The organism is Streptomyces flaveolus, from assembly GCF_000716535.1.
GTDB classification, from domain to species: Bacteria; Actinomycetota; Actinomycetes; order Streptomycetales; family Streptomycetaceae; genus Streptomyces; species Streptomyces flaveolus_A.
This window is the reverse complement of sequence record NZ_JNWV01000014.1, coordinates 164205-183781: the sequence shown is the minus strand read 5'-3', so window position 1 is coordinate 183781 and position 19577 is coordinate 164205. Positions and strand designations below refer to the sequence as shown.

Annotated in this window: 13 protein-coding genes; 8 read left to right on the top strand and 5 right to left on the bottom strand. The window is 71.5% G+C overall.

All coding sequences use genetic code 11. The features are described 5' to 3' along the window. Positions 1 to 420 precede the first annotated feature (420 nt). Both OO52_RS16855 and ptsP read left to right on the top strand, forming a co-directional pair. The gene (locus OO52_RS16855) at positions 421 to 870 is read left to right on the top strand and encodes a PTS sugar transporter subunit IIA (RefSeq protein ID WP_030644913.1); all 450 of its coding nucleotides are present in this window, start codon (positions 421 to 423) and stop codon (positions 868 to 870) included. A 78-nt stretch (positions 871 to 948) separates the two neighbouring features. Further along, positions 949 to 2619, top strand: coding sequence for a phosphoenolpyruvate--protein phosphotransferase (gene ptsP / locus OO52_RS16850; RefSeq protein ID WP_030644910.1), 1671 nt, complete (start codon positions 949 to 951; stop codon positions 2617 to 2619). A gap of 92 nt (positions 2620 to 2711) precedes the next feature. Here ptsP and OO52_RS16845 read toward each other — a convergent pair whose 3' ends face one another. Further along, a complete protein-coding gene (locus OO52_RS16845; protein ID WP_030644908.1) occupies positions 2712 to 3605 on the bottom strand; it encodes a hypothetical protein in 894 nt (297 codons plus the stop codon). 165 nt (positions 3606 to 3770) lie between these two features. Further along, on the bottom strand, positions 3771 to 5738 hold the full coding sequence (locus tag OO52_RS16840; protein WP_030644907.1) for an acetoacetate--CoA ligase: 1968 nt from the start codon (positions 5736 to 5738) through the stop codon (positions 3771 to 3773). Positions 5739 to 5953: 215 nt separating this feature from the next. Between OO52_RS16840 and OO52_RS16835 the strand changes: the two genes are divergently transcribed. Further along, positions 5954 to 8314: a glycoside hydrolase family 31 protein gene (locus OO52_RS16835; RefSeq protein ID WP_030644905.1), complete on the top strand. Its 2361-nt coding sequence runs from the start codon at positions 5954 to 5956 to the stop codon at positions 8312 to 8314. 9 nt (positions 8315 to 8323) lie between these two features. Here OO52_RS16835 and OO52_RS16830 read toward each other — a convergent pair whose 3' ends face one another. Beyond that, a complete protein-coding gene (locus OO52_RS16830) occupies positions 8324 to 8860 on the bottom strand; it encodes an NUDIX domain-containing protein (protein ID WP_030644903.1) in 537 nt (178 codons plus the stop codon). 226 nt (positions 8861 to 9086) lie between these two features. Between OO52_RS16830 and OO52_RS16825 the strand changes: the two genes are divergently transcribed. The 5 genes from OO52_RS16825 to glpK all read left to right on the top strand — a co-directional run bounded on the left by OO52_RS16825 (position 9087) and on the right by glpK (position 15213). Beyond that, positions 9087 to 9539 carry a Zn-ribbon domain-containing OB-fold protein gene (locus tag OO52_RS16825; RefSeq protein WP_030644901.1) on the top strand — a complete coding sequence of 151 codons (453 nt, stop codon included), beginning with the start codon at positions 9087 to 9089 and terminating at the stop codon, positions 9537 to 9539. Continuing rightward, positions 9536 to 10726 carry a lipid-transfer protein gene (locus tag OO52_RS16820; protein ID WP_030644899.1) on the top strand — a complete coding sequence of 397 codons (1191 nt, stop codon included), beginning with the start codon at positions 9536 to 9538 and terminating at the stop codon, positions 10724 to 10726. Before OO52_RS16825 ends, OO52_RS16820 begins: the two co-directional genes overlap by 4 nt. Positions 10727 to 10860: 134 nt before the next feature. Beyond that, positions 10861 to 12513 carry a GGDEF domain-containing protein gene (locus OO52_RS16815; protein WP_030644897.1) on the top strand — a complete coding sequence of 551 codons (1653 nt, stop codon included), beginning with the start codon at positions 10861 to 10863 and terminating at the stop codon, positions 12511 to 12513. A 348-nt stretch (positions 12514 to 12861) separates the two neighbouring features. Then, complete coding sequence (locus OO52_RS16810) at positions 12862 to 13611, top strand: MIP/aquaporin family protein (protein ID WP_030644895.1); 750 nt, start codon at positions 12862 to 12864, stop codon at positions 13609 to 13611. An 81-nt stretch (positions 13612 to 13692) separates the two neighbouring features. Continuing rightward, the gene (gene glpK / locus OO52_RS16805; RefSeq protein WP_030644893.1) at positions 13693 to 15213 is read left to right on the top strand and encodes a glycerol kinase GlpK; all 1521 of its coding nucleotides are present in this window, start codon (positions 13693 to 13695) and stop codon (positions 15211 to 15213) included. Between the two features lie 122 nt (positions 15214 to 15335). On the opposite strand, the gene OO52_RS16800 is transcribed toward glpK, so the two are convergent. Further along, positions 15336 to 15941 carry a GTP-binding protein gene (locus OO52_RS16800; RefSeq protein ID WP_030644891.1) on the bottom strand — a complete coding sequence of 202 codons (606 nt, stop codon included), beginning with the start codon at positions 15939 to 15941 and terminating at the stop codon, positions 15336 to 15338. Then, complete coding sequence (locus OO52_RS16795) at positions 15922 to 19560, bottom strand: hydantoinase B/oxoprolinase family protein (protein WP_030644889.1); 3639 nt, start codon at positions 19558 to 19560, stop codon at positions 15922 to 15924. The genes OO52_RS16800 and OO52_RS16795 overlap by 20 nt, the downstream gene beginning before the upstream one ends. Positions 19561 to 19577 lie beyond the last annotated feature (17 nt).

The window sequence follows — 19577 nt, the reverse complement described above, 5'->3', positions numbered from 1 at the left end:
ATCTGGCGTTGATTTTTGGCACGCTGTTGAGTTCTCAAGGAACGGTCGCTTCCTTTGTACTCACCCTCTCGGGCTTTCCTCCGGGCGCTTCCCTTCGGTGTTTCAAACTCTACCAGGGTTTTTCCGTCTCTCTGACCATCCCCCTGCGAGCATGCAGAAGAAGATCCAGAGATAGGATCTGATGAGTTTGGTTGCTGTCGGAGGAGGATGCGGTTGCACGCCTCACTGCCCCCCGGCAGGAGTACGACTGTACACGCAGCCTCGGAGGCCATGCAAATCCGGTGAGCTGGTGGTCTAGACCACTAACTGGTAGCTTCCATCCGGAACCGCCAGTTCACATGACATACGCTGCTGCTCAGTGCGCCGTCCGGGACTGCCAGTGACGGCCCGTGAACAGCTCCACTCCTTGGGAGGCTTCCCATGACCACCGTGACGTCCCCTCTTGCCGGGCGTGCCATCGGACTGGCCGCAGTGCCGGATCCGGTCTTCTCCGGGGCCATGGTCGGCCCGGGCACCGCGATCGACCCCGTGCGTGAGATCTCCGAGGCGGTGGCGCCCGTCGACGGCATCATCGTCTCCCTGCACCCGCACGCGTTCGTAGTGGTCGACGAGAGCGGGCACGGTGTGCTCACCCATCTCGGCATCGACACCGTCCAGCTCAACGGCGAGGGCTTCGAGCTGCTCGTCAACAAGGGCGACACCGTGACCCGCGGCCAGGCCGTCGTGCGCTGGAACCCCGGTGCGGTCGAGGCCGCCGGCAAGTCGCCGGTGTGCCCGGTCGTCGCGCTGGAAGCCACCGCCGAGTCCCTCTCCGACCTCCGTGAGGACGGGGACGTGAAGGTCGGCGACAGCCTCTTCTCCTGGAACTGACAGCACTGCCGTCGTAAGGCGGCGAACAGGACGACCACCGCGGCGGCGGGACCCGCCGCACTATCCGGAGACGGTGAGATGGAGACAACGCTGCGAGGCGTCGGCGTGAGCCATGGCGTGGCGATCGGCGAGGTACGGCACATGGGCACGGCGGTTCTGGAGCCGCCGGCCAAGCAGATTTCCGCCGAGGACGCGGACCGGGAGCAGGGACGCGCCCGTCAGGCCGTGGACGCCGTGGCCGCCGACCTGATGGCGCGCGGCAATCTGGCGGGGGGCGAGGCGCAGGCCGTGCTGGAAGCACAGGCCATGATGGCGCAGGACCCCGAGCTGATGGCCGACGTGGACCGGCGGATCGCCGTCGGCAGCACCGCCGAGCGTGCCGTGTACGACGCGTTCGCGGCGTACCGGGAGCTGCTGGCCGGTGCCGGGGAGTACCTGGCCGGGCGGGTTGCCGATCTCGATGACGTACGGAATCGCATCGTCGCCCGGCTGCTGGGCGTGCCGATGCCGGGTGTCCCGGACAGTGACGAGCCTTATGTGCTGGTGGCCCGTGACCTGGCTCCGGCCGACACCGCGCTGCTGGACCCGTCCCTGGTCCTCGGCTTCGTGACCGAGGAGGGCGGTCCGACCAGTCACAGCGCCATCCTGGCGCGGGCTCTGGGTGTGCCGGCCGTGGTGGCTCTGCCCGGTGCCGGTGAGCTGGCCGAGGGCACGCTGATCGCCGTCGACGGCAGCACTGGCGACGTCTTCGTGAACCCGAGCGAGGAGAAGAAGGCGGAGCTGGAGGCCGCGGCCGCCGCCCGCAAGGCCGCGCTGGCCGCTTCGACGGGTCCCGGGGTGACCGCGGACGGGCACAAGGTGCCGCTGCTGGCCAACGTGGGCGGGCCGGCGGATGTGCCGGCGGCCGTCGAGGCGGGGGCCGAGGGTGTCGGTCTGTTCCGTACCGAGTTCCTGTTCCTGGACGACAGCAAGAACGCTCCTTCCGAGGAGAAGCAGGTGGAGGCCTACCGGCAGGTGCTGGAGGCGTTCCCGGAGAGCCGTGTGGTCGTGCGGGTGCTGGACGCGGGTGCGGACAAGCCGCTGGACTTCCTGACGCCGGCGGACGAGCCGAACCCGGCGCTCGGCGTGCGGGGCCTGCGGACGCTGCTCGACCACCCCGAGGTTCTGCGCACCCAGCTGACGGCGCTGGCCAAGGCCGCCGAGGGACTGCCCGTCTACCTTGAGGTCATGGCGCCCATGGTCGCGGACCGCAAGGACGCGAAGGCCTTCGCCGACGCCTGCCGTGAGGCGGGGCTGCGGGCGAAGTTCGGCGCGATGGTCGAGATCCCCTCGGCCGCGCTGCGGGCGCGCTCGATCCTGCAGGAGGTCGAGTTCCTGTCGCTGGGGACCAACGACCTCGCGCAGTACACGTTCGCGGCGGACCGGCAGGTGGGTGCGGTGTCCCGCCTGCAGGACCCGTGGCAGCCGGCGCTGCTCGACCTGGTCGCGCTGTCCGCGGAGGCGGCCACGGCCGAGGGCAAGAGCTGCGGGGTGTGCGGCGAGGCCGCGTCGGATCCGCTGCTGGCGTGTGTGCTGACCGGTCTGGGTGTCACCTCCCTGTCCATGGGTGCGGCGTCGATTCCGTACGTCCGCGCCACGCTGGCGAAGTACACGCTGGCGCAGTGCGAGCGGGCCGCGGCGGCGGCGCGGGCCGCGGACAGTGCCGAGGAGGCGCGTACCGCGGCTCAGGCGGTGCTGTCCGGCGAGTAGCCGACTGGTCACCGCCGGAGTGCCGGTTCAGGGGCGTCCTGCCTTCGGGTGGGGCGCCCCTGACGTGTTCCGGCCGCCGTGTCTGCGGGGCCTCAGTGGCGGTGGCCCGGCGTGGTGCTCTCCTCCCCGAGTGCGGGCGGCTCGCGGTAGTCGACGCCTGGCTCCGGGGAGATCAGCTCGCCGGATTCGACGTCGGTGCAGTAGGCGTCGAACACCTCGGACGCCGTCAGTGGTTCGAGGGCGCCGCCACGCACTCGCCATCCGTAGACGCGGTCGGGCGTGCCGGCGGCGCTGACGCGGATGACGAGTCCGCCTGGGCTGCGCGTCGCGAGGCCGAGGGCGAGGACACTGGTGAATTCCAGGGCCTCGGCCTCGTCCAGGCGGGTGGCGCCGTGGGGGTCCTGGTCGCCGTGCAGGACGGAGACGAGGGTGTCCGGCGGTCCGGAGACGGTGCAGACGAGGTGCCGGTCGCCGGGTGGTGCGGTGTCGAGGATGCGGACCAGGAGGTCGGAGGCGCGGGTGAACGCTGCCCTGCCGATGTCCTCGCCGCAGGTCGGGCAGGGACCGAGGCGGGTCAGGAGGGTGGTGGCGTACTCCCAGGTGGCCTGGCGTACGGCTTCGTCCACGAGGGCGGGCAGGAGGACGGCGAGCGGGCGGCCGTCGTAGGGGATGGTCGGGCCGGTGGCCGCGAGTTCCGCGGTGAACCGGGTCCGGCTGGTCGGGGCCTCCGGATCGAGGCCGGTGTCCGTGCAGTACGCGGCGTAGTCCTCGGGGTCGAACAGGGCGAGGGTGGTGTGGTTGCCCTGTGCGGCGCGGGCCTGGAGAACGGCCTCCAGTTGCTGGAGGTAGGTGGTGTGGTCGTCGAAGGTGAAGCTGCGGTAGCGCCGCATGGCGCGGAAGTCGTGGTCGTCCGTGAGGACGCCGATGGTGCCGGCGATCTCGCGGCGCAGGACGCGCCGCATGGTCTGGTGGTCGGTGTGCGCCATGAAGTCCCCCAATGCGCGGTCGATCAATGCTCACTCACCGTAACCGGCGGCACTGACAATGGCGGTGCCGCCGGTGATCATCGCCGGTGGGTGAGGTCGTCTGCGCAGGTCACACCGTTTGGGTCGCCCAGAGGCCCGGATGCGGAGGGTGATCGTCCGGCGAGGTCAGGCGCGCTTGCGGGCGAGTTCCTCGTAGAAGCCGAGCAGGGCGAGGTTGTCGATGGAGCCGGGGTTGACGGCCTTTTCCAGGGGGGTGCCCTGCAGTAGGCGCTTGACCGGTACCTCGATGCGCTTGCCGGTGAGGGTGTGCGGGATGCCGGGGACCTCGATGACCTCGTCGGGGATGTGCCGTGGCGAGAGCTGTTCGCGGATGGCCTGCTTGATGCGGTTCAGGAGGGTCTCGTCCAGCACGGCACCCGGAGCCAGGTGCACGAACAGCGGCATCCAGTAGCCGCCGTCGGGCTGCTCGATGCCGATGACCAGGGACTCCTTGATCTCGGGCAGGCGCTCGACGACCTCGTAGATGTCGGCCGAGCCCATGCGGACGCCCTGCCGGTTGAGGGTGGAGTCGGAGCGTCCGTGGATGATCACGGTCCCGCGTGAGGTGACCGTGATCCAGTCGCCGTGCCGCCAGACGCCGGGGTAGGTGTCGAAGTAACTGTCGTGGTAGCGGCTGCCGTCGGGGTCGTTCCAGAAGTGGATCGGCATGGACGGCATGGGGTTGGTGACGACCAGCTCGCCGACCTCGTCGATGAGGGGCTTGCCGCTCGGGTCCCAGGACTGCAGGTCGGTGCCGAGGCCCGGGGCCTGGAGTTCCCCGGTGTGGACGGGGAGGGTGGGTACGGCGCCGGCGAAGCAGGAGCAGACGTCGGTGCCGCCGCTGACGGAGGCGATCCACAGGTCGTCGCGGACCTCGTCGTGCAGCCAGCGGAAGCCGTCGGGCGGCAGGGGGGAACCGGTGGTGGCGACGCACTTCACCGTGGACAGGTCGTAGTCGCGGGCGGGGTGGACGCCGGCCTTGCGGCAGGCCATGACGTAGGCGGCGGAGGTGCCGTACAGGGTGGCTCCGGTCCGTTCGGCGACGCGCCACTGGGCGCCTGTGTCCGGGTAGCCGGGGCTGCCGTCGTACAGGACGACCGTGGTGCCCGTGAGCAGACCGGAGACGAGGAAGTTCCACATCATCCAGCCGGTCGAGGTGTACCAGAAGAAACGGTCCTCGGGGCCGAGGTCGCAGTGCAGGCCGAGTTGCTTGAGATGTTCGACCAGGATGCCGCCCTGCGACTGGACGATGGCCTTGGGCAGGCCGGTGGTGCCGGAGGAGTAGAGCACCCACAGCGGGTGGTCGAACGGGACCTGCTCGAAGACCGGCTCGGTGTCCCCGGCGGTCAGCGCGGACCACTCCAGGGCTCCCTCGGGGGGCTCGGAGCCGAGCAGGGGGATGTGGACGACGGCGCGCAGGGTGGGCAGCTCGCGGCGCAGCTCGGTGACGACCTCCCGGCGGTCGTGCTCCTTGCCGCCGTAGCGGTAGCCGTCGACGGTGAACAGGACGACGGGTTCGACCTGCTGGAAGCGGTCGAGGACGCTGCGGGCGCCGAAGTCGGGGGCGCACGAGGTCCAGACGGCGCCGACGGCGGCCGTGGCGAGGAGGGTGACGACGGCCTGGGGGATGTTGGGGAGGTAACCGCTGACGCGGTCGCCGGGGCGGACGCCCAGGGCGCGGAGTTCCGCGGCGAGGGAGCCGACCTGGCGACGCAGCGCGGACCAGCTCACCGGGCGCGGCTCGTGCGTCTCGTCCACGTACAGGAGGGCGGGTTCGTCCGCGCGGTCGGCCGCGGCGCGCAGGGCGTGTTCGGCGTAGTTGAGGGTGGCTCCGGGGAACCATTGGGCGCCGGGCATGGCGCGGTCGCCGAGCACGCGCGCGTAGGGCGTCGAGAACCGTACGTCGAACCACTCGGTGACGGCTTTCCAGAAGGTGTCCAGTTGGTCGACGGACCACCGGTGCAGGGCCGGGTACCCGCCCTCGGCCGGGGCGCCGTGGTGTTCGGCGGCCCATGCCTGGAAGCGGGTGATGCGGGCCTGGGCGATCCGCTGGGGATCGGGCTGCCAGAGCGGCTGGGGGTTCGCGGTCGACATTGGTGCGGCTCCCGGGCTGTGCGCGTCGTGGGCGTCGGTCCGCGCACGGGCTGGGGTGTGCGCGTGACGCGGCTGACAGGGACGATGCCATGTGATCGACTTCTACACCAGGGTGCGCTCCACACAGTCCATGTCATGAAGATGTGGTCCGGGCACGGGTGAACGGCAGTTGAACGACACGCGCGCGTGGGGCGGTCAGTGGCAGGGTGAGCAGCATGGACGGTCGTGACCTGGTGCGTTCGGTGAGTGTGGTCGGTTCGGGGAGGGCGGCTCAGGGGTTGCGTACCGTACGGGCGGCGTGGCGCAGGAGGCGCATCGATGCCGCCGGGCTCCCGCGGCGGGGGCCCGAGCGGGCCCGGGTGCCGGGTCAGGTGCGGGTAGCGGAGCCGGGTCCGGGGGGCGGGCTGATCCGGTTCGGCCGCTCGGAGCTGCGGATCTTCGTGGCGGTGAACGGGGCGGTCTTCTGGGGATGGGACGGCGCCGGCCCGCAGCCGTCGTACGCGCTCGCGGGGAGCGGTCCCGAGCCGGATCCGCGGGCGGTGCTGGAGCCGGACAAGGACGGCGGCTGGCGTGTGGTGGCCGAGCGGGCGACGGTCGTCGTGTCGCGGCACGGCGCGGTGGAGGTGTGCACGCCGGGCGGGGTGATGCTGCGGCGGGATCTGCCGCCGCGCTGGTGGGAGCCGGTCGGCGGGGGTGCGGCGCGGTGGAGGCAGCGGTCGGAGGTGGCCGCCGACGCCCGGTTCTTCGGCCTGGGCGGGCGCGCGGGCGGTCCCCGGCTGCGCGATGGCAGGTACCGGCTGTGGAACACCGATCCCGGCCGGGCGTTCGGGCCCGGCGACGACCCGCTGTATCTGACGATGCCGGTGCAGCTGGTGGTGGCGGATGCCGGCACCCACCTGGTGTTCCACGACACCACCTGGGACGGCACGGTGGTCCTGCGTGAGGGCGAGGAGGGTGCCGGGTCCGGGCACGACCGGGCGGGGTACTGCGAGGTGCGGATGGACGGCGGTCCGCTGCGCTGCTGGGTGATGGTGGGGACTCCCGCGCGCGTGCTGCACACGTGGGCCTCGCTGACCGGGGCTCCCGCCCTGCCGCCCGCGTGGGCGCTCGGCCACCATCACGCGCGGTGGGGATTCGGCAGCGAGCAGGAGGTGCGCCGGATCGTCGCGGGCTACCAGGAGCGCGGGCTGCCGCTGGACGCCGTGCACCTCGACATCGACCACTACGACGACCATCAGGTGTTCACGGTCGACCAGGAGCGTTTTCCCAAGCTGCCGGTGCTGGCGGAGGAGCTGCGCCGGGACGGGATCCGGCTGGTGTCGATCGTCGATCCGGCGGTGCGGGCGGAGCCGGGCAGCGCCGTGTACGAGAGCGGCGCGGCCGTGGACGCGTTCGTGCGGGACGCGCAGGGTAGGACGGTGCGCGGTGTCGCGTGGGCCGGCGAGTCGGTCTTCCCGGATTTCACGGACGCACGCGCGCGTGCGTGGTGGGGCGGACTCTACGAGGAGCGGCTGGAGCAGGGCTTCGCCGGTTTCTGGCACGACATGAACGAGCCGACGTCGTTCAGCGCCTTCGGTGAGCCGACGCTGCCGCGTTCGGCCCGGCATGCCCTGGAGGGGCGCGGCGGCGACCACCGGGAAGGGCACAACGTGTACGCGTTGTGCATGGCGCAGGCCGCGTACGAGGGGTTGCGAGAGCTGGCGCCGGAGGAACGGCCCTTCCTGTTCTCGCGCTCGGGCTGGGCGGGGCTGCAGCGGTACGGGGGCACGTGGTCGGGGGACGTGGCGACCGGCTGGCCGGGGTTGCGGGCGTCGCTGTCGCTGGTGCTGGGGCTCGGGCTGTGCGGGGTGCCGTACTCGGGTCCGGACGTGGGCGGTTTCGACGGCAGTCCGTCGCCGGAGCTGTATCTGCGCTGGTTCCAGCTGGGCGCGTATCTGCCGCTGTTCCGCACCCACGCGAGTCTGCGGGCGGGGCGCCGGGAGCCCTGGGAGTTCGGTGCCGAGGTGCTGGAGCACGCGCGCGTGGCGTTGCTCGAACGGCGGCGGTTGCTGCCGTACTTCCTGACGCTGGCGCATCTGGCCCGGCGGACCGGTGCGCCCTATGTGCGGCCGCTGTGGTGGGGGGCGCCGGAGGACCGGGCGCTGCGCGCCTGTGAGGACACGTTTCTGCTGGGCGACGGCCTTCTGGTGGCGCCCGTCCTGGATCCCGGGGTTCGCCGGCGCGCGGTGCGGCTGCCGCGGGGCCGCTGGTACGACACGGTGACGGAGGAGGTCCATGAGGGGCCGGGGCAGGTCCTGGTGGACGCGCCGCTGTCCCGGATACCGGTGCTCGCGCGCGCGGGAGCGGTGCTGCCCGTGCGTGGCGCCGACGGCGGGCTGGAGCTGGAGGTGTGGGCGCCCGCGCGCGGACGCACCGGGGCCGGCCTGGTCGTGGCGGACGCGGGCGACGGGTGGGGGGAACCGGAGATCGAGCGCTACGTCGCCCGTCGGCACGGCGGGCGGGTGGTGGTCACCCGGGACCGGGAGGACGGCGTGGCGGAGCCGCCCTACCCGGTGCGCATGCGCGGGCTCGGCTGAGCCGCGGGCTCAGACGTAGCGGCCCTCGAACCATGCCTTGACGGCCACGGTGTGCAGCGGGAAGGCGAGTTCCTCGGGCCTGCGCAGCAGGTGCCAGCCCTCGGTCTCGTCCGTGGGACCGGAGGGCGGCAGTCCGTCGGCCGGGCGTTCCGGCAGCACTCCGAACAGCAGCAGGTGTCCGTCGGGTGAGCTCATGACGTCCACGAGCCGCACGTCACGGGCGGCTGCTTCGATGCCGGTCTCTTCCTTGAGTTCCCGTACGACGGCCTGTTTCCAGTCCTCGCGGTCGTCGATGTACCCGCCCGGCAGGGCGATGCCTCCGCGCGCGGGGGCGACGGTTCGGGTGATGACGACCAGGGCCGTGCCCTTGGTGTCGTACACGGGCTGGAGAGCGATCGCGACCGGCAGCGGATTGCGATAGGCGATGGTGCCACAGGACGGGCAGGTGCGCGGCCATCCTGAAACGCCCTCTCCATAGGGCGCTCCGCAGCTCGAACAGTGAGAGTCGGGCGCGGAGTTGGCAGTTGGTTGCTGAGTTTCGGACACGCGCGGACTGTATCCGATCAGGGGAGGGACATGTTCCGCTAGTGAGGCATCGGGAACGAGCGCATCCGGAAGGGGCGGCCGGAATCACCCCCGTCGATCCCGGCCGCCCCTCGTGTACCACGACGCCGTGAGCCGCCGTTCGGTTCACCGAAACGGCCTGCCCATTTCCGGTTGCCCGTGGCACACTGCTGACGCTCCGTCAGATATGCCTCACGGGGAGGTTCCCTTGCCGCACACACGCAAGCCCGCGGTCACCGGCTGGTTCACCGGCGAGGGCGACGGTTTCCGGCTGCTGGGCACCCGCTGCACGGCCTGCGCCTCCGCCTTCTTCCCGCGCGAGGACGTCCACTGCCGCAACCCCCACTGCGCGGGCGGCTCCCTGGAGGAGACGCCCTTGTCACGAAAGGGACGTATCTGGTCGTACACCGACAGTCGATACCGTCCTCCGTCACCGTATGTGAGCAACCCGGAACTTCCATGGGTGCCGTACGCGTTGATCGCGGTGGAGCTGGAGGCCGAGCGGATCGTGGTGCTGGGGCAGGCGGCTCCCGGGGTCGCCGTCGGCGATCTGACGGTGGGCATGGAGGTGGAGGTCATCCCCGGTGTGCTCCACGAGGACGAGGACACGGAGACGACCTGGACGATCTGGCACTGGCGGCCGACGGGGGTGGCGGGGTGACGGTTGAGGTGGCGGTGCTCGGTGCGGGCATGCACCCGTGGGGCAAGTGGGGCCGCGGCTTCGTGGAGTACGGCACGGCGGCGGCTCGCGCGGCTCTCGCGGACGCGGACCTCGACTGGCCGGACATCGGCTCCGTCGTGGGCGCGGACACGGTGCGCGGCGGGTATCCGGGCCATGTCGCGGGCGCGACCTTCGCCAAGGCCCTGGGCTGGCAGGGCGCCAGGGTGACGAGTGTGTACGCGGCGTGCGCATCCGGGGCCCAGGCCATCGCCGTCGCGCGGGCACAGATCCTCGCCGGTCTCGCGGACGTCGTCCTGGTGGTGGGGGCGGACGCCGCACCCAAAGGCTTCTTCCGGCCAGCGGGCGGGGACCGTCCCGACGATCCGGACTGGCTGCGCTTCCGCTTGCTGGGGGCGACGAATCCGGTCTACTTCGGGCTGTACGCGCGGCGGCGGATGGCGGTGCACGGTGACACACCGGAGGACTTCGCCCTGGTCAAGGTGAAGAACGCCGCGCTCGGGGCGCTCAACCCGTACGCCCGCTACCGCAAGCCGGTCACCGCCGAAGAGGTGGCCGCCTCCTCGGTGGTCGCCGACCCACTGCGGCTGCTGGACATCTGCGCCACCTCCGACGGCGGGGCCGCCCTGGTGCTGTCCAGCCTGGACTTCGCGCGCCGGCACGGTGTCGCCCGTCCGGTCCGGATCCGGGCGGTGTCGACGGTGACACCCCGTTTCCCGAACACGGTGCTGGACCTGCCGGACATCGCCACGGACTCGGCGGCCACGGTGGCACCGCCGGCGCAGACCTTCCGTGCCTCCATCGCGCGGGCCGCCTACGACGAGGCGGGCATCGGACCGGAGGATCTGTCCCTGGCCGAGGTGTACGACCTGTCCACCGCCCTGGAGTTGCAGTGGTACGAGGATCTGGGACTGTGCGGCGAAGGCGACGGCGCGAAGCTGCTCCGGGAGGGCGCGACCGCCCCGGGCGGCCGGATACCCGTGAACACCAGCGGCGGGCTGGCCTCCTTCGGTGAGGCAGTGCCCGCCCAGGCCATCGCCCAGGTGTGCGAGCTGACCTGGCAGTTGAGGGGTACAGCGGGTGACCGGCAGGTCGCCGGGGCGCGGGTGGGCATCACCGCTAACCAAGGGCTGTTCGGACACGGGTCATCGGTGATCGCCGTGCGGTGACCTCAGGAGGCTGGAGCCTGCTGCGCCGCAAGGGAGCCGATGAGACTGTCCACTCTCCGTGATCGCCCCGGAATGCTGCGTGAACGTCTCATGAACTGCGCCTCGGGGTGCGCGGGCAGCGCCATCATGCTCCCGTGCACTCCTGGACGGATACTCTCCGCTTCGCCTTCCAGCCGGTGGTCAACCTGAGGACGGGCGCGGTCGCCGCACTGGAGATACTCGCCCGCCCGGAGACCGGCGACGTCCTGGCCGAGGCCCGCCGGGATCCCGAAGTGGACGGCAGGCTGACCGTGTTGGCGCTCCGCGCCGCGGCCCGCAAGGAAACCCTGCTGCCGTTGCACCTGAACGTGTTCGCGGGCACGCTCGCCGACCTCGGCGGCCTGACACCGCTGCACGACGCCGTCCGCGCGGCGGGGCGCATGGCCTGGGAGGTGACGCTCGACATCGTCCCGCCGTACACGCACGTGCCACAGCTAGCCCTGCTGGAGGCGATCGCCTCACTGCGCGAGCAGGGCTTCCGGATCAGCGCGGACGGCATCGGGGACGGCGACGTTCCGCTCAGGCTGCTCACCGACCTCTCCCCCGACCTGGTCAAACTCGACGCCTCGCTGCTGGCACGGCCGGCCGCGGTGCGGGCCATGCGGACACTGTGCGAGGAACTGGGCGCCCTGGTCGCGGTGGAGGGAGTGGAGACGGAACTCCAATGCGCGGCGGCGGTGTCGGCGGGTGCGCAACTGGCCCAGGGCGAGCTGTTCGCTCCGCCGGCCCGGATCCCCGCAGCGGACGTGTACGTTCCGTCCCTTGCGCCGGGCGCCGGGACCGTTCCCCGCTCCGGACCGTCCGTGCGGGAGTTCGTACGGCCGGCCGCCGTCCTGCCGCTGACCGCCTCGGCGGGACAGGTGCGGGCGCTGCTGACCGGTTCCCCGGACGTCTCCGGCGTACTGCTGGTGGACCAGTACGGCAGGCCCGTGCGGTCGGTGCACCGTTCGCGGTTCCTGCTGTCCATGTCGGGTCGCTACGGACACGCCCTGTACGCCGACCGGCCGGCCTTCAAACTGGGCGACGCGCCGCGCACGGTCGGTGTCGACGCGACGGCCTGGCAGGTGCTGGACGTGGTCGCGGTAGGCGGCAGGGACCGGACCTCCGACGACGTGGCGGTGGTCGACGGACACGGTCGGTGTGTCGGCGTCGTACGGCTGGCGGATCTGGTGCGGGCACTGGCCGAGAGCCGGGTGGAGGAGGCGGCCGGGCTCAACCCGCTGACCCGGCTGCCCGGTTCGGACGCGATCGTGAGCGAGGTGGACCGGCGGATCTCCGACGGGCGGGCCTTTGCGCTCAGCTGGCTGGACATCGATCACTTCAAGCAGGTCAACGACGGTGCCGGGTTCGCGGCGGGCGACGAGCTGATCCGCGCGGTGGGCCGTGCGCTCCAGCAGGCGGTCGCGGAGCACGCGCGCGTGGGGCACATCGGCGGCGACGACTTCCTGGTACTGGCGGACGAGGAGGCGCTCGATCCGCTGGTCACCGCCGTGCTGGACGTTCCCTGGGCGGCGGGCGGCCGGCCGGTCACGCTCTCCCTGGCGACGGTCGTCTGCGATCCGGGCAGCGTGAGCGACCATCACCAGGCCGCCGCCCAGCTCGCCCCGCTGAAAAAGGCGGCCAAGGCACTGAACGGCGCAAGCTGGGTGCTCGGGCGCGCCGGGCTCCCCGGTCACCAGGTCCGGCGTGGCGGTCAGGGCCCGGCCCCGGCGCAGGCCGGATACGCGGCCGCCGAGCCACGGTGGTGAACGGCCCTGCCGTGCACGTCCGTTGGGGCGCTTCCGCTCCGCCGAGGCCGGCGGAGCGCTTGTGTCACCGTCGCCGTCGGCAACCTTGACGCCCCTGGGGCGCCGGTGAACACTTCCCGGTGTCAGCCGACATCGCCGAACATTCTCGGCGTTATCAGGCACTGCGGCACGGGTCTGTCCTGCTCATGACCCGGTGTTCCAGGGCGATCCGGCTGCGACGGCACGCTCGTCACCGACGCCGGGCGGGGCGCGGGGCCCTCCCTGCCTTCGGCTGAAGTCGCCAAGGGAACCGTCCTGCACGCCAGGGCCGGGGGCCGATCGCCCCCTGCCGGCGCCAAGGGAGCCGCCATGAGCAACGGAGACATATTCGTCGGCGAGGTCATCGGCACCGCGATCCTGATCCTGTTCGGCGCGGGCGTCTGCGCCGCCGTCACCCTCAGATACTCCAAGGCACGGGCCTCGGGCTGGATCGTGATCGCGTTCGGCTGGGGCTTCGGCGTCCTCGCGGGCGCGTACACCGCCGCTCCCCTCTCCGGTGGGCAGCTCAATCCCGCGGTCACCATCGGTATCGCCGTGGACACCGGCAAGTGGGGCAAGGTCTGGGTGTACCTGCTCGGGCAGATCGTCGGCGCCATGCTCGGCGCCGTGCTGGCCTACCTCGTCTATCTCGCCCAGTTCCAGGCCAACGTCCGCACTGAAGGGACCACGGACGGCACCGCCGGTGAACCCGTGCCGACCCTCGGCATCTTCTCCACGATTCCGGAGATCAGGAACCCGGTCGCCAACCTCGTCACCGAGATCATCGCGACCGTCGCGCTCGTCCTGCCGGTCCTCGCGTTCGGGCTCACCAAGGGGCTCGGCGAGTCAGGCACCACCGTGCTCATCGTCTCCCTGCTCGTCGTGGGCATCGGCCTCTCCCTCGGCGGCCCCACCGGCTATGCCATCAACCCCGCCCGCGACCTCGGCCCGCGCATCGTGCACACCTTCCTGCCGATCCCCCACAAGGGCGGCTCCGACTGGGCCTACGCCTGGATCCCGGTCGTCGGACCGCTGATCGGCGGAGCACTGGCCGGCCTCATCTACAAAGCCGCCTTCTGAACCCCCGCTCCCGCCACCGCGATCCACGATCCGCACGCGGCCTTTCGGCCAGCGATCCGACCCAGCGACCCAGGGACAGCCATGACGGACACCGCCGACACGTACGTCGCCGCCATCGACCAGGGCACCACGTCCAGCCGCTGCATCGTCTTCGACCACAGCGGTGCCATCGTCGCCGTCGACCAGCGCGAGCACCGGCAGATCTTTCCCAAACCCGGCTGGGTGGAGCACGACGCCACCGAGATCTGGTCCAAGGTGCAGGCCGTGGTGGCCGGGGCACTCGCCCGGGCGGGACTGCGCGCCGACCAGCTCAGCGCCCTCGGCATCACCAACCAGCGGGAGACTACGGTCCTGTGGGACCGCGCCACGGGCATGCCCGTGCACAACGCGATCGTCTGGCAGGACACCCGAACCGCGGCCCTGTGCGGCGAACTGGGCGGCACGGACGGCCAGGACCGTTTCCGTGAGAAGACCGGGCTGCCGCTGGCCAGCTACTTCTCCGGGCCCAAGGCGGCCTGGCTGCTGGACCACGTGCCCGGTCTGCGGCAGCGGGCCGAGCGCGGCGAGATCGCGTTCGGCACCATCGACTCCTGGCTGATCTGGAACCTCACCGGCGGCACCGACGGCGGCCGGCACGTCACCGACGTCACGAACGCCGGCCGCACCATGCTGATGAACCTGGACACCCTCCAGTGGGACCCCTCCATCCTGTCCGCGATGAACGTGCCCGAGGCCGTACTGCCCGAGATCAGGTCCTCCGCCGAGGTGTACGGCACCGCCGTCGGGCAACTGTCCGGGGTGCCCGTCGCCTCGGCGCTGGGGGACCAGCAGGCCGCCGTGTTCGGGCAGGCCTGCTACGACGTCGGCACGGCGAAGAACACCTACGGCACCGGCAGTTTCCTGCTGCTGAACACCGGCAACCGGCCGGTGCCGTCCAAGAACGGGCTGCTGACGACGATGGGCTACAAGATCGGCGAGGAGGTGCCGGTGTACTGCCTGGAGGGGTCCATAGCGATAACGGGCGCGCTGGTCCAGTGGTTCCGCGACCAACTCGGGATCATCCGGACCGCCGACGAGATCGAGACGCTGGCGGCGAGTGTCGACGACAACGGCGGCGCCTACATCGTGCCGGCCTTCTCCGGCCTGTTCGCGCCCTACTGGCGCTCCGACGCGCGCGGTGTCGTCACCGGCCTCACCCGGTACGTCACCAAGGCCCACCTCGCACGCGCGGTGCTGGAGGCGACGAGCTGGCAGACCCGGGAGGTCGTGGACGCGATGTACCAGGACTCCGGGGTGCGGATCAGCACGCTGAAGGTCGACGGCGGCATGACCCGGAACAACCTGCTCATGCAGCACCAGGCGGACGTCCTCGGCGTACCGGTGATCCGGCCCCGCGTGTCGGAGACGACGTGCCTGGGCGCCGCCTACGCGGCCGGGCTGGCCACGGGCGTGTGGAACGACCTGGACGAGCTGAAGTCACACTGGCGCAAGGACGCCGAGTGGACGCCCGTCATGGAGGCGTCGGTCCGCGACCGCGAGTACCGGAACTGGCGCAGGGCCGTGGAGAAGAGCTTCGGCTGGCTGGAGGAGGACGGGGTCTAGAGCACGAAGCCAACGGGAAAGCAGCCGGAAGCCGCGGGGAAGTCACCGCACGCGCGCGTGGGCACTCCGCACAGGACCACGGCCCGTACCCCGGTCGGCGGGGGTACGGGCCGTGTCCGCGGTCAGCGCACGACGGCCCGGCGGCGGTCGGCCGCGTACTCCCTCGCGTGCTGGACGAGCCCGACGAGCACCTCCTTGACCGACTCCCGGTCACGGGCGTCGCACAGCAGAAGGGGCACGTCGTCGTCCAGGTCGAGGGCCTGACGGACGGATTCCACGGGATGCCGGGCTGCCCCTTCGAAGCAGTTGACGCCCACGAGGAAGGGGATGGAACGCCGTTCGAAGTAGTCGACAGCGGCGAAACAGTCCTCCAGACGGCGCGTGTCGGCGAGGACGACGGCTCCGAGCGCGCCCTCGGACAGCTCGTCCCACATGAACCAGAACCGCTCCTGCCCGGGCGTGCCGAAGAGGTAGAGCACCAGGTCCTCGCGCAGGGTGATCCGGCCGAAGTCCATGGCCACCGTGGTGGTGTGCTTGCCCTCCACACCGCTGGTGTCGTCGACGGGCCGCCCGGCCTCGGTGAGCAGTTCCTCGGTGCGCAGCGGCCTGATCTCGCTGACCGCACCGACGAGGGTCGTCTTGCCCACGCCGAAGCCGCCGGCCACGAGGATCTTGAGCGTGACGGGCTCGACCGGAGCCTTGCCTCGCTCAGAACGCCCGAAGGTCATCGATCTCTTCTCCTGCTTGCTGGGGGTCGGGCGACGGTCGGCCGTAGCCACCGCCACCGGGGGTTTCGATGACCAGTACGTCGCCGGGGCCGACGTCGACCGAGCCGCTTCCGCCGAGGTCGGTGACCGTGCCGTCGGCGTGCTCCACCCGGTTGGCGCCGAGCGCTCCGGGGGCGCCGCCGGCCATGCCGTACGGCGGCACGCGGCGGTGCTGGGAGAGCGTGGAGACGGTCATCGGCTCGAGGAACCGGATCCGGCGCACGGCTCCGTCGCCGCCGCGCCACCGTCCGGCGCCGCCGCTCCCCCGCCGGACGGCGAACTCCTCCAGCCGGACCGGTAGCCGCCATTCCAGGACTTCCGGGTCCGTGAGCCGGGAGTTGGTCATGTGGGTCTGGACCACGTCGGCACCCGGGAAACCGTCGCCCGCGCCGGATCCAGAGGCGACGGTTTCGTAGTACTGGTGCCGCTCGTTGCCGAAGGTGACGTTGTTCATGGTGCCGGAGCCCTCGGCCTGGACGCCGAGCGCGGCGTAGAGGGCGCCGGTGATGGCCTGGGAGGTCTCGACGTTGCCCGCGACCACGGCGGCGGGCGGCTCGGGGGCGAGCATCGAGCCGGACGGCACGATGATGTCCAGCGGGCGCAGACAGCCGTCGTTGAGCGGGATGTCATCGGCGACGAGCGTGCGGAAGACGTACAGGACGGCAGCGTTGACCACGGCGGAGGGCGCGTTGAAGTTGGTGGCGAGCTGCGCGGAGGTGCCGCTGAAGTCGATGGTCGCCCGGCGCTCCGTGCGGTCGACGCGGACGCGGGCCCGGATGACTGCCCCGGAGTCGGTCTCGTAGGCGTACTCGCCGTCGTCCAGGGCGTCGATGACGCGGCGGACGGCCTCCTCGGCGTTGTCCTGGACGTGCCGCATGTAGGCCTGGACGACATCGAGGCCGAACTCGTCGATCATGCGCCGGACCTCGTCGACGCCCTTCTGGTTGGCGGCGATCTGGGCGCGCAGATCGGCGAGGTTGGTGCGCGGGTTGCGGGACGGGTACGGCGCCTCGGTGAGGAGGCGGTGGGTCTCCTCCTCGCGGAAGCGGCCGTTCTCGGCGAGGAGCCAGTTGTCGAAGAGGACGCCTTCCTCCTCGATGGTGCGGCTGTGGGCCGGCATGGAGCCGGGGGCGATGCCGCCGATCTCGGCGTGGTGACCGCGTGAGGCGACGTGGAAGAGGATCCGCGGCTCACTCCGCGTGTCCGTGGCCACGTCGGTGCCGAAGACGGGGGTGATCACGGTGACGTCGGGCAGGTGCGTGCCGCCGTGGTAGGGGTCGTTGACGGCATAGGTGTCACCCGGCCGCATGGCGGAGCCGCGCCGGCGGATGACCTCTTTGACGCTGGTGCCCATGGACCCCAGGTGGACGGGGATGTGGGGGGCGTTGGCCACCAGGTTTCCGTCCGGGTCGAACAGCGCGCAGGAGAAGTCCAGCCGCTCCTTGATGTTGACGGACTGGGCCGTGGACTCCAGCCGCGCGCCCATCTGTTCGGCGATCGACATGAAGAGGTTGTTGAAGACCTCAAGCAGAACCGGATCGGATTCTGTGTCCACGTTGGAACTCTGCGTAATCGCCGTGCGTTCCATGAGCAGGTGCCCGTCGTCGGTCGCGGCGGCCCGCCAGCCGTCGTCGACGACGGTCGTGGCGCCGGCCTCCGTGATGATCGCCGGGCCGGTGACCGTCTCGCCGGGAGGAAGGGCCTCCCGGCGGTGGAGGGGTACGTCGCGCCAGGCACCGCCGGTGTGGAGGCGGACGGTGCCGGGCGCCTGGGCACGGCCCTCGTACGGGGCGAGGGCGGAGAGATCGGGGGGTGCGGTGATGCCGGTGGCTTCGACGGAGAGGGCTTCCACTACGACCGGGCGGTCGAGCGTGAAGGAGTACGTGGCGCGATGACGCTCCTCGAAGGCGTGCCGCATGGCGTCGGGCTCGGCCAGCTCGACGGTGAGGGTGGTGTCGGTGCCGTCGTAGCGGAGCTGGGCGCGGCGGGTGACCCGGATGCGGTCCTCAGGGACGTCCTCGGCGACGAGTTCGGCCCGTGCGGCGGCCTCCAGATCGTCGGCCGTCTTGCGGACACCGGGCATGGAAGCGGCTTCCAGGGGCGCTTCCACGGAGTGCTCGCGCATGGCCGTGGTGTCGGCCAGGCCGATGCCCAGCGCGGAGAGCACGCCGGCCATGGGGGGTACGAGGACGGTGCGGATGCCGAGCGAGTCGGCGACCCGGCACGCGTGCTGGCCGCCCGCCCCGCCGAAGGTGGTCAGGGCGTAGCGGGTGACGTCATGGCCCTTCTGGACGGAGATCCGCTTCACCGCGTTGGCGATGTTGGCCACGGCGATCCGCAGGTAGCCCTCGGCCACCTGTTCCGGGGTGCGGTCGTCGCCGGTGTGTTCGTGGATCTCGCGCGCGAGGGCGGTGAACCGGTCACGGACGAGGGCGGCGTCCAGTGGCTGGTCACCACCGGGACCGAACACGGCTGGGAAGTGGGCGGGCTGGATGCGGCCGAGCATGACGTTGGCGTCGGTGACGGTGAGCGGGCCGCCCGCGCGGTAGCAGGCGGGGCCGGGGTCGGCGCCGGCCGAGTCGGGGCCGACCCGGTAGCGCGAGCCGTCGAAGTGCAGGACGGAGCCGCCACCGGCCGCGACGGTGTGGATGTCCAGCATGGGCGCCCGCAGCCGGACACCCGCGATCTGCGTGGTGAAGACCCGCTCGTACGCGCCGGCGAAGTGCGAGACGTCGGTGGAGGTGCCACCCATGTCGAAGCCGATGACGCGGTCGTGGCCGGCGCGCTGCGACATGCGGACCATGCCGACGATGCCGCCGGCCGGTCCGGAGAGGATGGCGTCCTTTCCGCGGAACTGTCCGGCCTCCGTCAGGCCGCCGTTGGACTGCATGAACATCAGCCGGACGCCGTGCAGTTCCTCGGCGATGTGCCGCACATAGCGGCGCAGCACGGGCGAGAGGTAGGCGTCCACGACGGCGGTGTCCCCGCGCGGGACGAGCTTCATCAGCGGGCTGACCTCGCTGGACAGCGAGATCTGCGGGAAGCCGATGCGGGCGGCGAGTTCGCCGATGGCCCGTTCGTGGCTCGGGTGGAGGTGGCTGTGCAGGCAGACGACGGCGACCGCGCGGATGCCGTCGTCGTACGCGTCCCGGAGCGGACCCTCCAGGGCGTCCAGGTCGGGCGCGCGCAGGACGGTGCCGTCGGCGGCGACGCGTTCGTCCACCTCCACGACCCGTTCGTGGAGCAGCTCGGGCAGCTCGATGCGCCGGGCGAAGATGCGGGGGCGGTTCTGGTAGGCGATGCGCAGGGCGTCGCGGAAGCCGCGGGTGACGACGAGGAGGGTGCGCTCGCCCTTGCGTTCCAGCAGGGCGTTGGTGGCGACCGTGGTGCCCATGCGAACGGCCTCTACGGGCTCCTGGGAGCCGCCCAGGAGTTCGCGTACGCCCGCGACGGCCGCGTCGGCGTACCGTGCCGGGTTGTCGGACAGCAGTTTGTGCGTGAGCAGCCGGCCGTCCGGGCGACGCGCGACGATGTCGGTGAAGGTGCCGCCTCGGTCGACCCAGAACTGCCAGCCAGTCACGTCACTACCTCGCTTCC

What these genes read in the sequence shown, in the direction of transcription:
- OO52_RS16800 (WP_030644891.1), bottom strand. Translation starts at nt 15,941, where the DNA reads ATGACCTTCGGGCGTTCTGAGCGAGGCAAGGCTCCGGTCGAGCCCGTC.
- glpK (WP_030644893.1), top strand. Translation starts at nt 13,693, where the DNA reads ATGACGGACACCGCCGACACGTACGTCGCCGCCATCGACCAGGGCACC.
- ptsP (WP_030644910.1), top strand. Translation starts at nt 949, where the DNA reads ATGGAGACAACGCTGCGAGGCGTCGGCGTGAGCCATGGCGTGGCGATC.
- OO52_RS16835 (WP_030644905.1), top strand. Translation starts at nt 5,954, where the DNA reads ATGGACGGTCGTGACCTGGTGCGTTCGGTGAGTGTGGTCGGTTCGGGG.
- OO52_RS16845 (WP_030644908.1), bottom strand. Translation starts at nt 3,605, where the DNA reads ATGGCGCACACCGACCACCAGACCATGCGGCGCGTCCTGCGCCGCGAG.
- OO52_RS16840 (WP_030644907.1), bottom strand. Translation starts at nt 5,738, where the DNA reads ATGTCGACCGCGAACCCCCAGCCGCTCTGGCAGCCCGATCCCCAGCGG.
- OO52_RS16810 (WP_030644895.1), top strand. Translation starts at nt 12,862, where the DNA reads ATGAGCAACGGAGACATATTCGTCGGCGAGGTCATCGGCACCGCGATC.
- OO52_RS16855 (WP_030644913.1), top strand. Translation starts at nt 421, where the DNA reads ATGACCACCGTGACGTCCCCTCTTGCCGGGCGTGCCATCGGACTGGCC.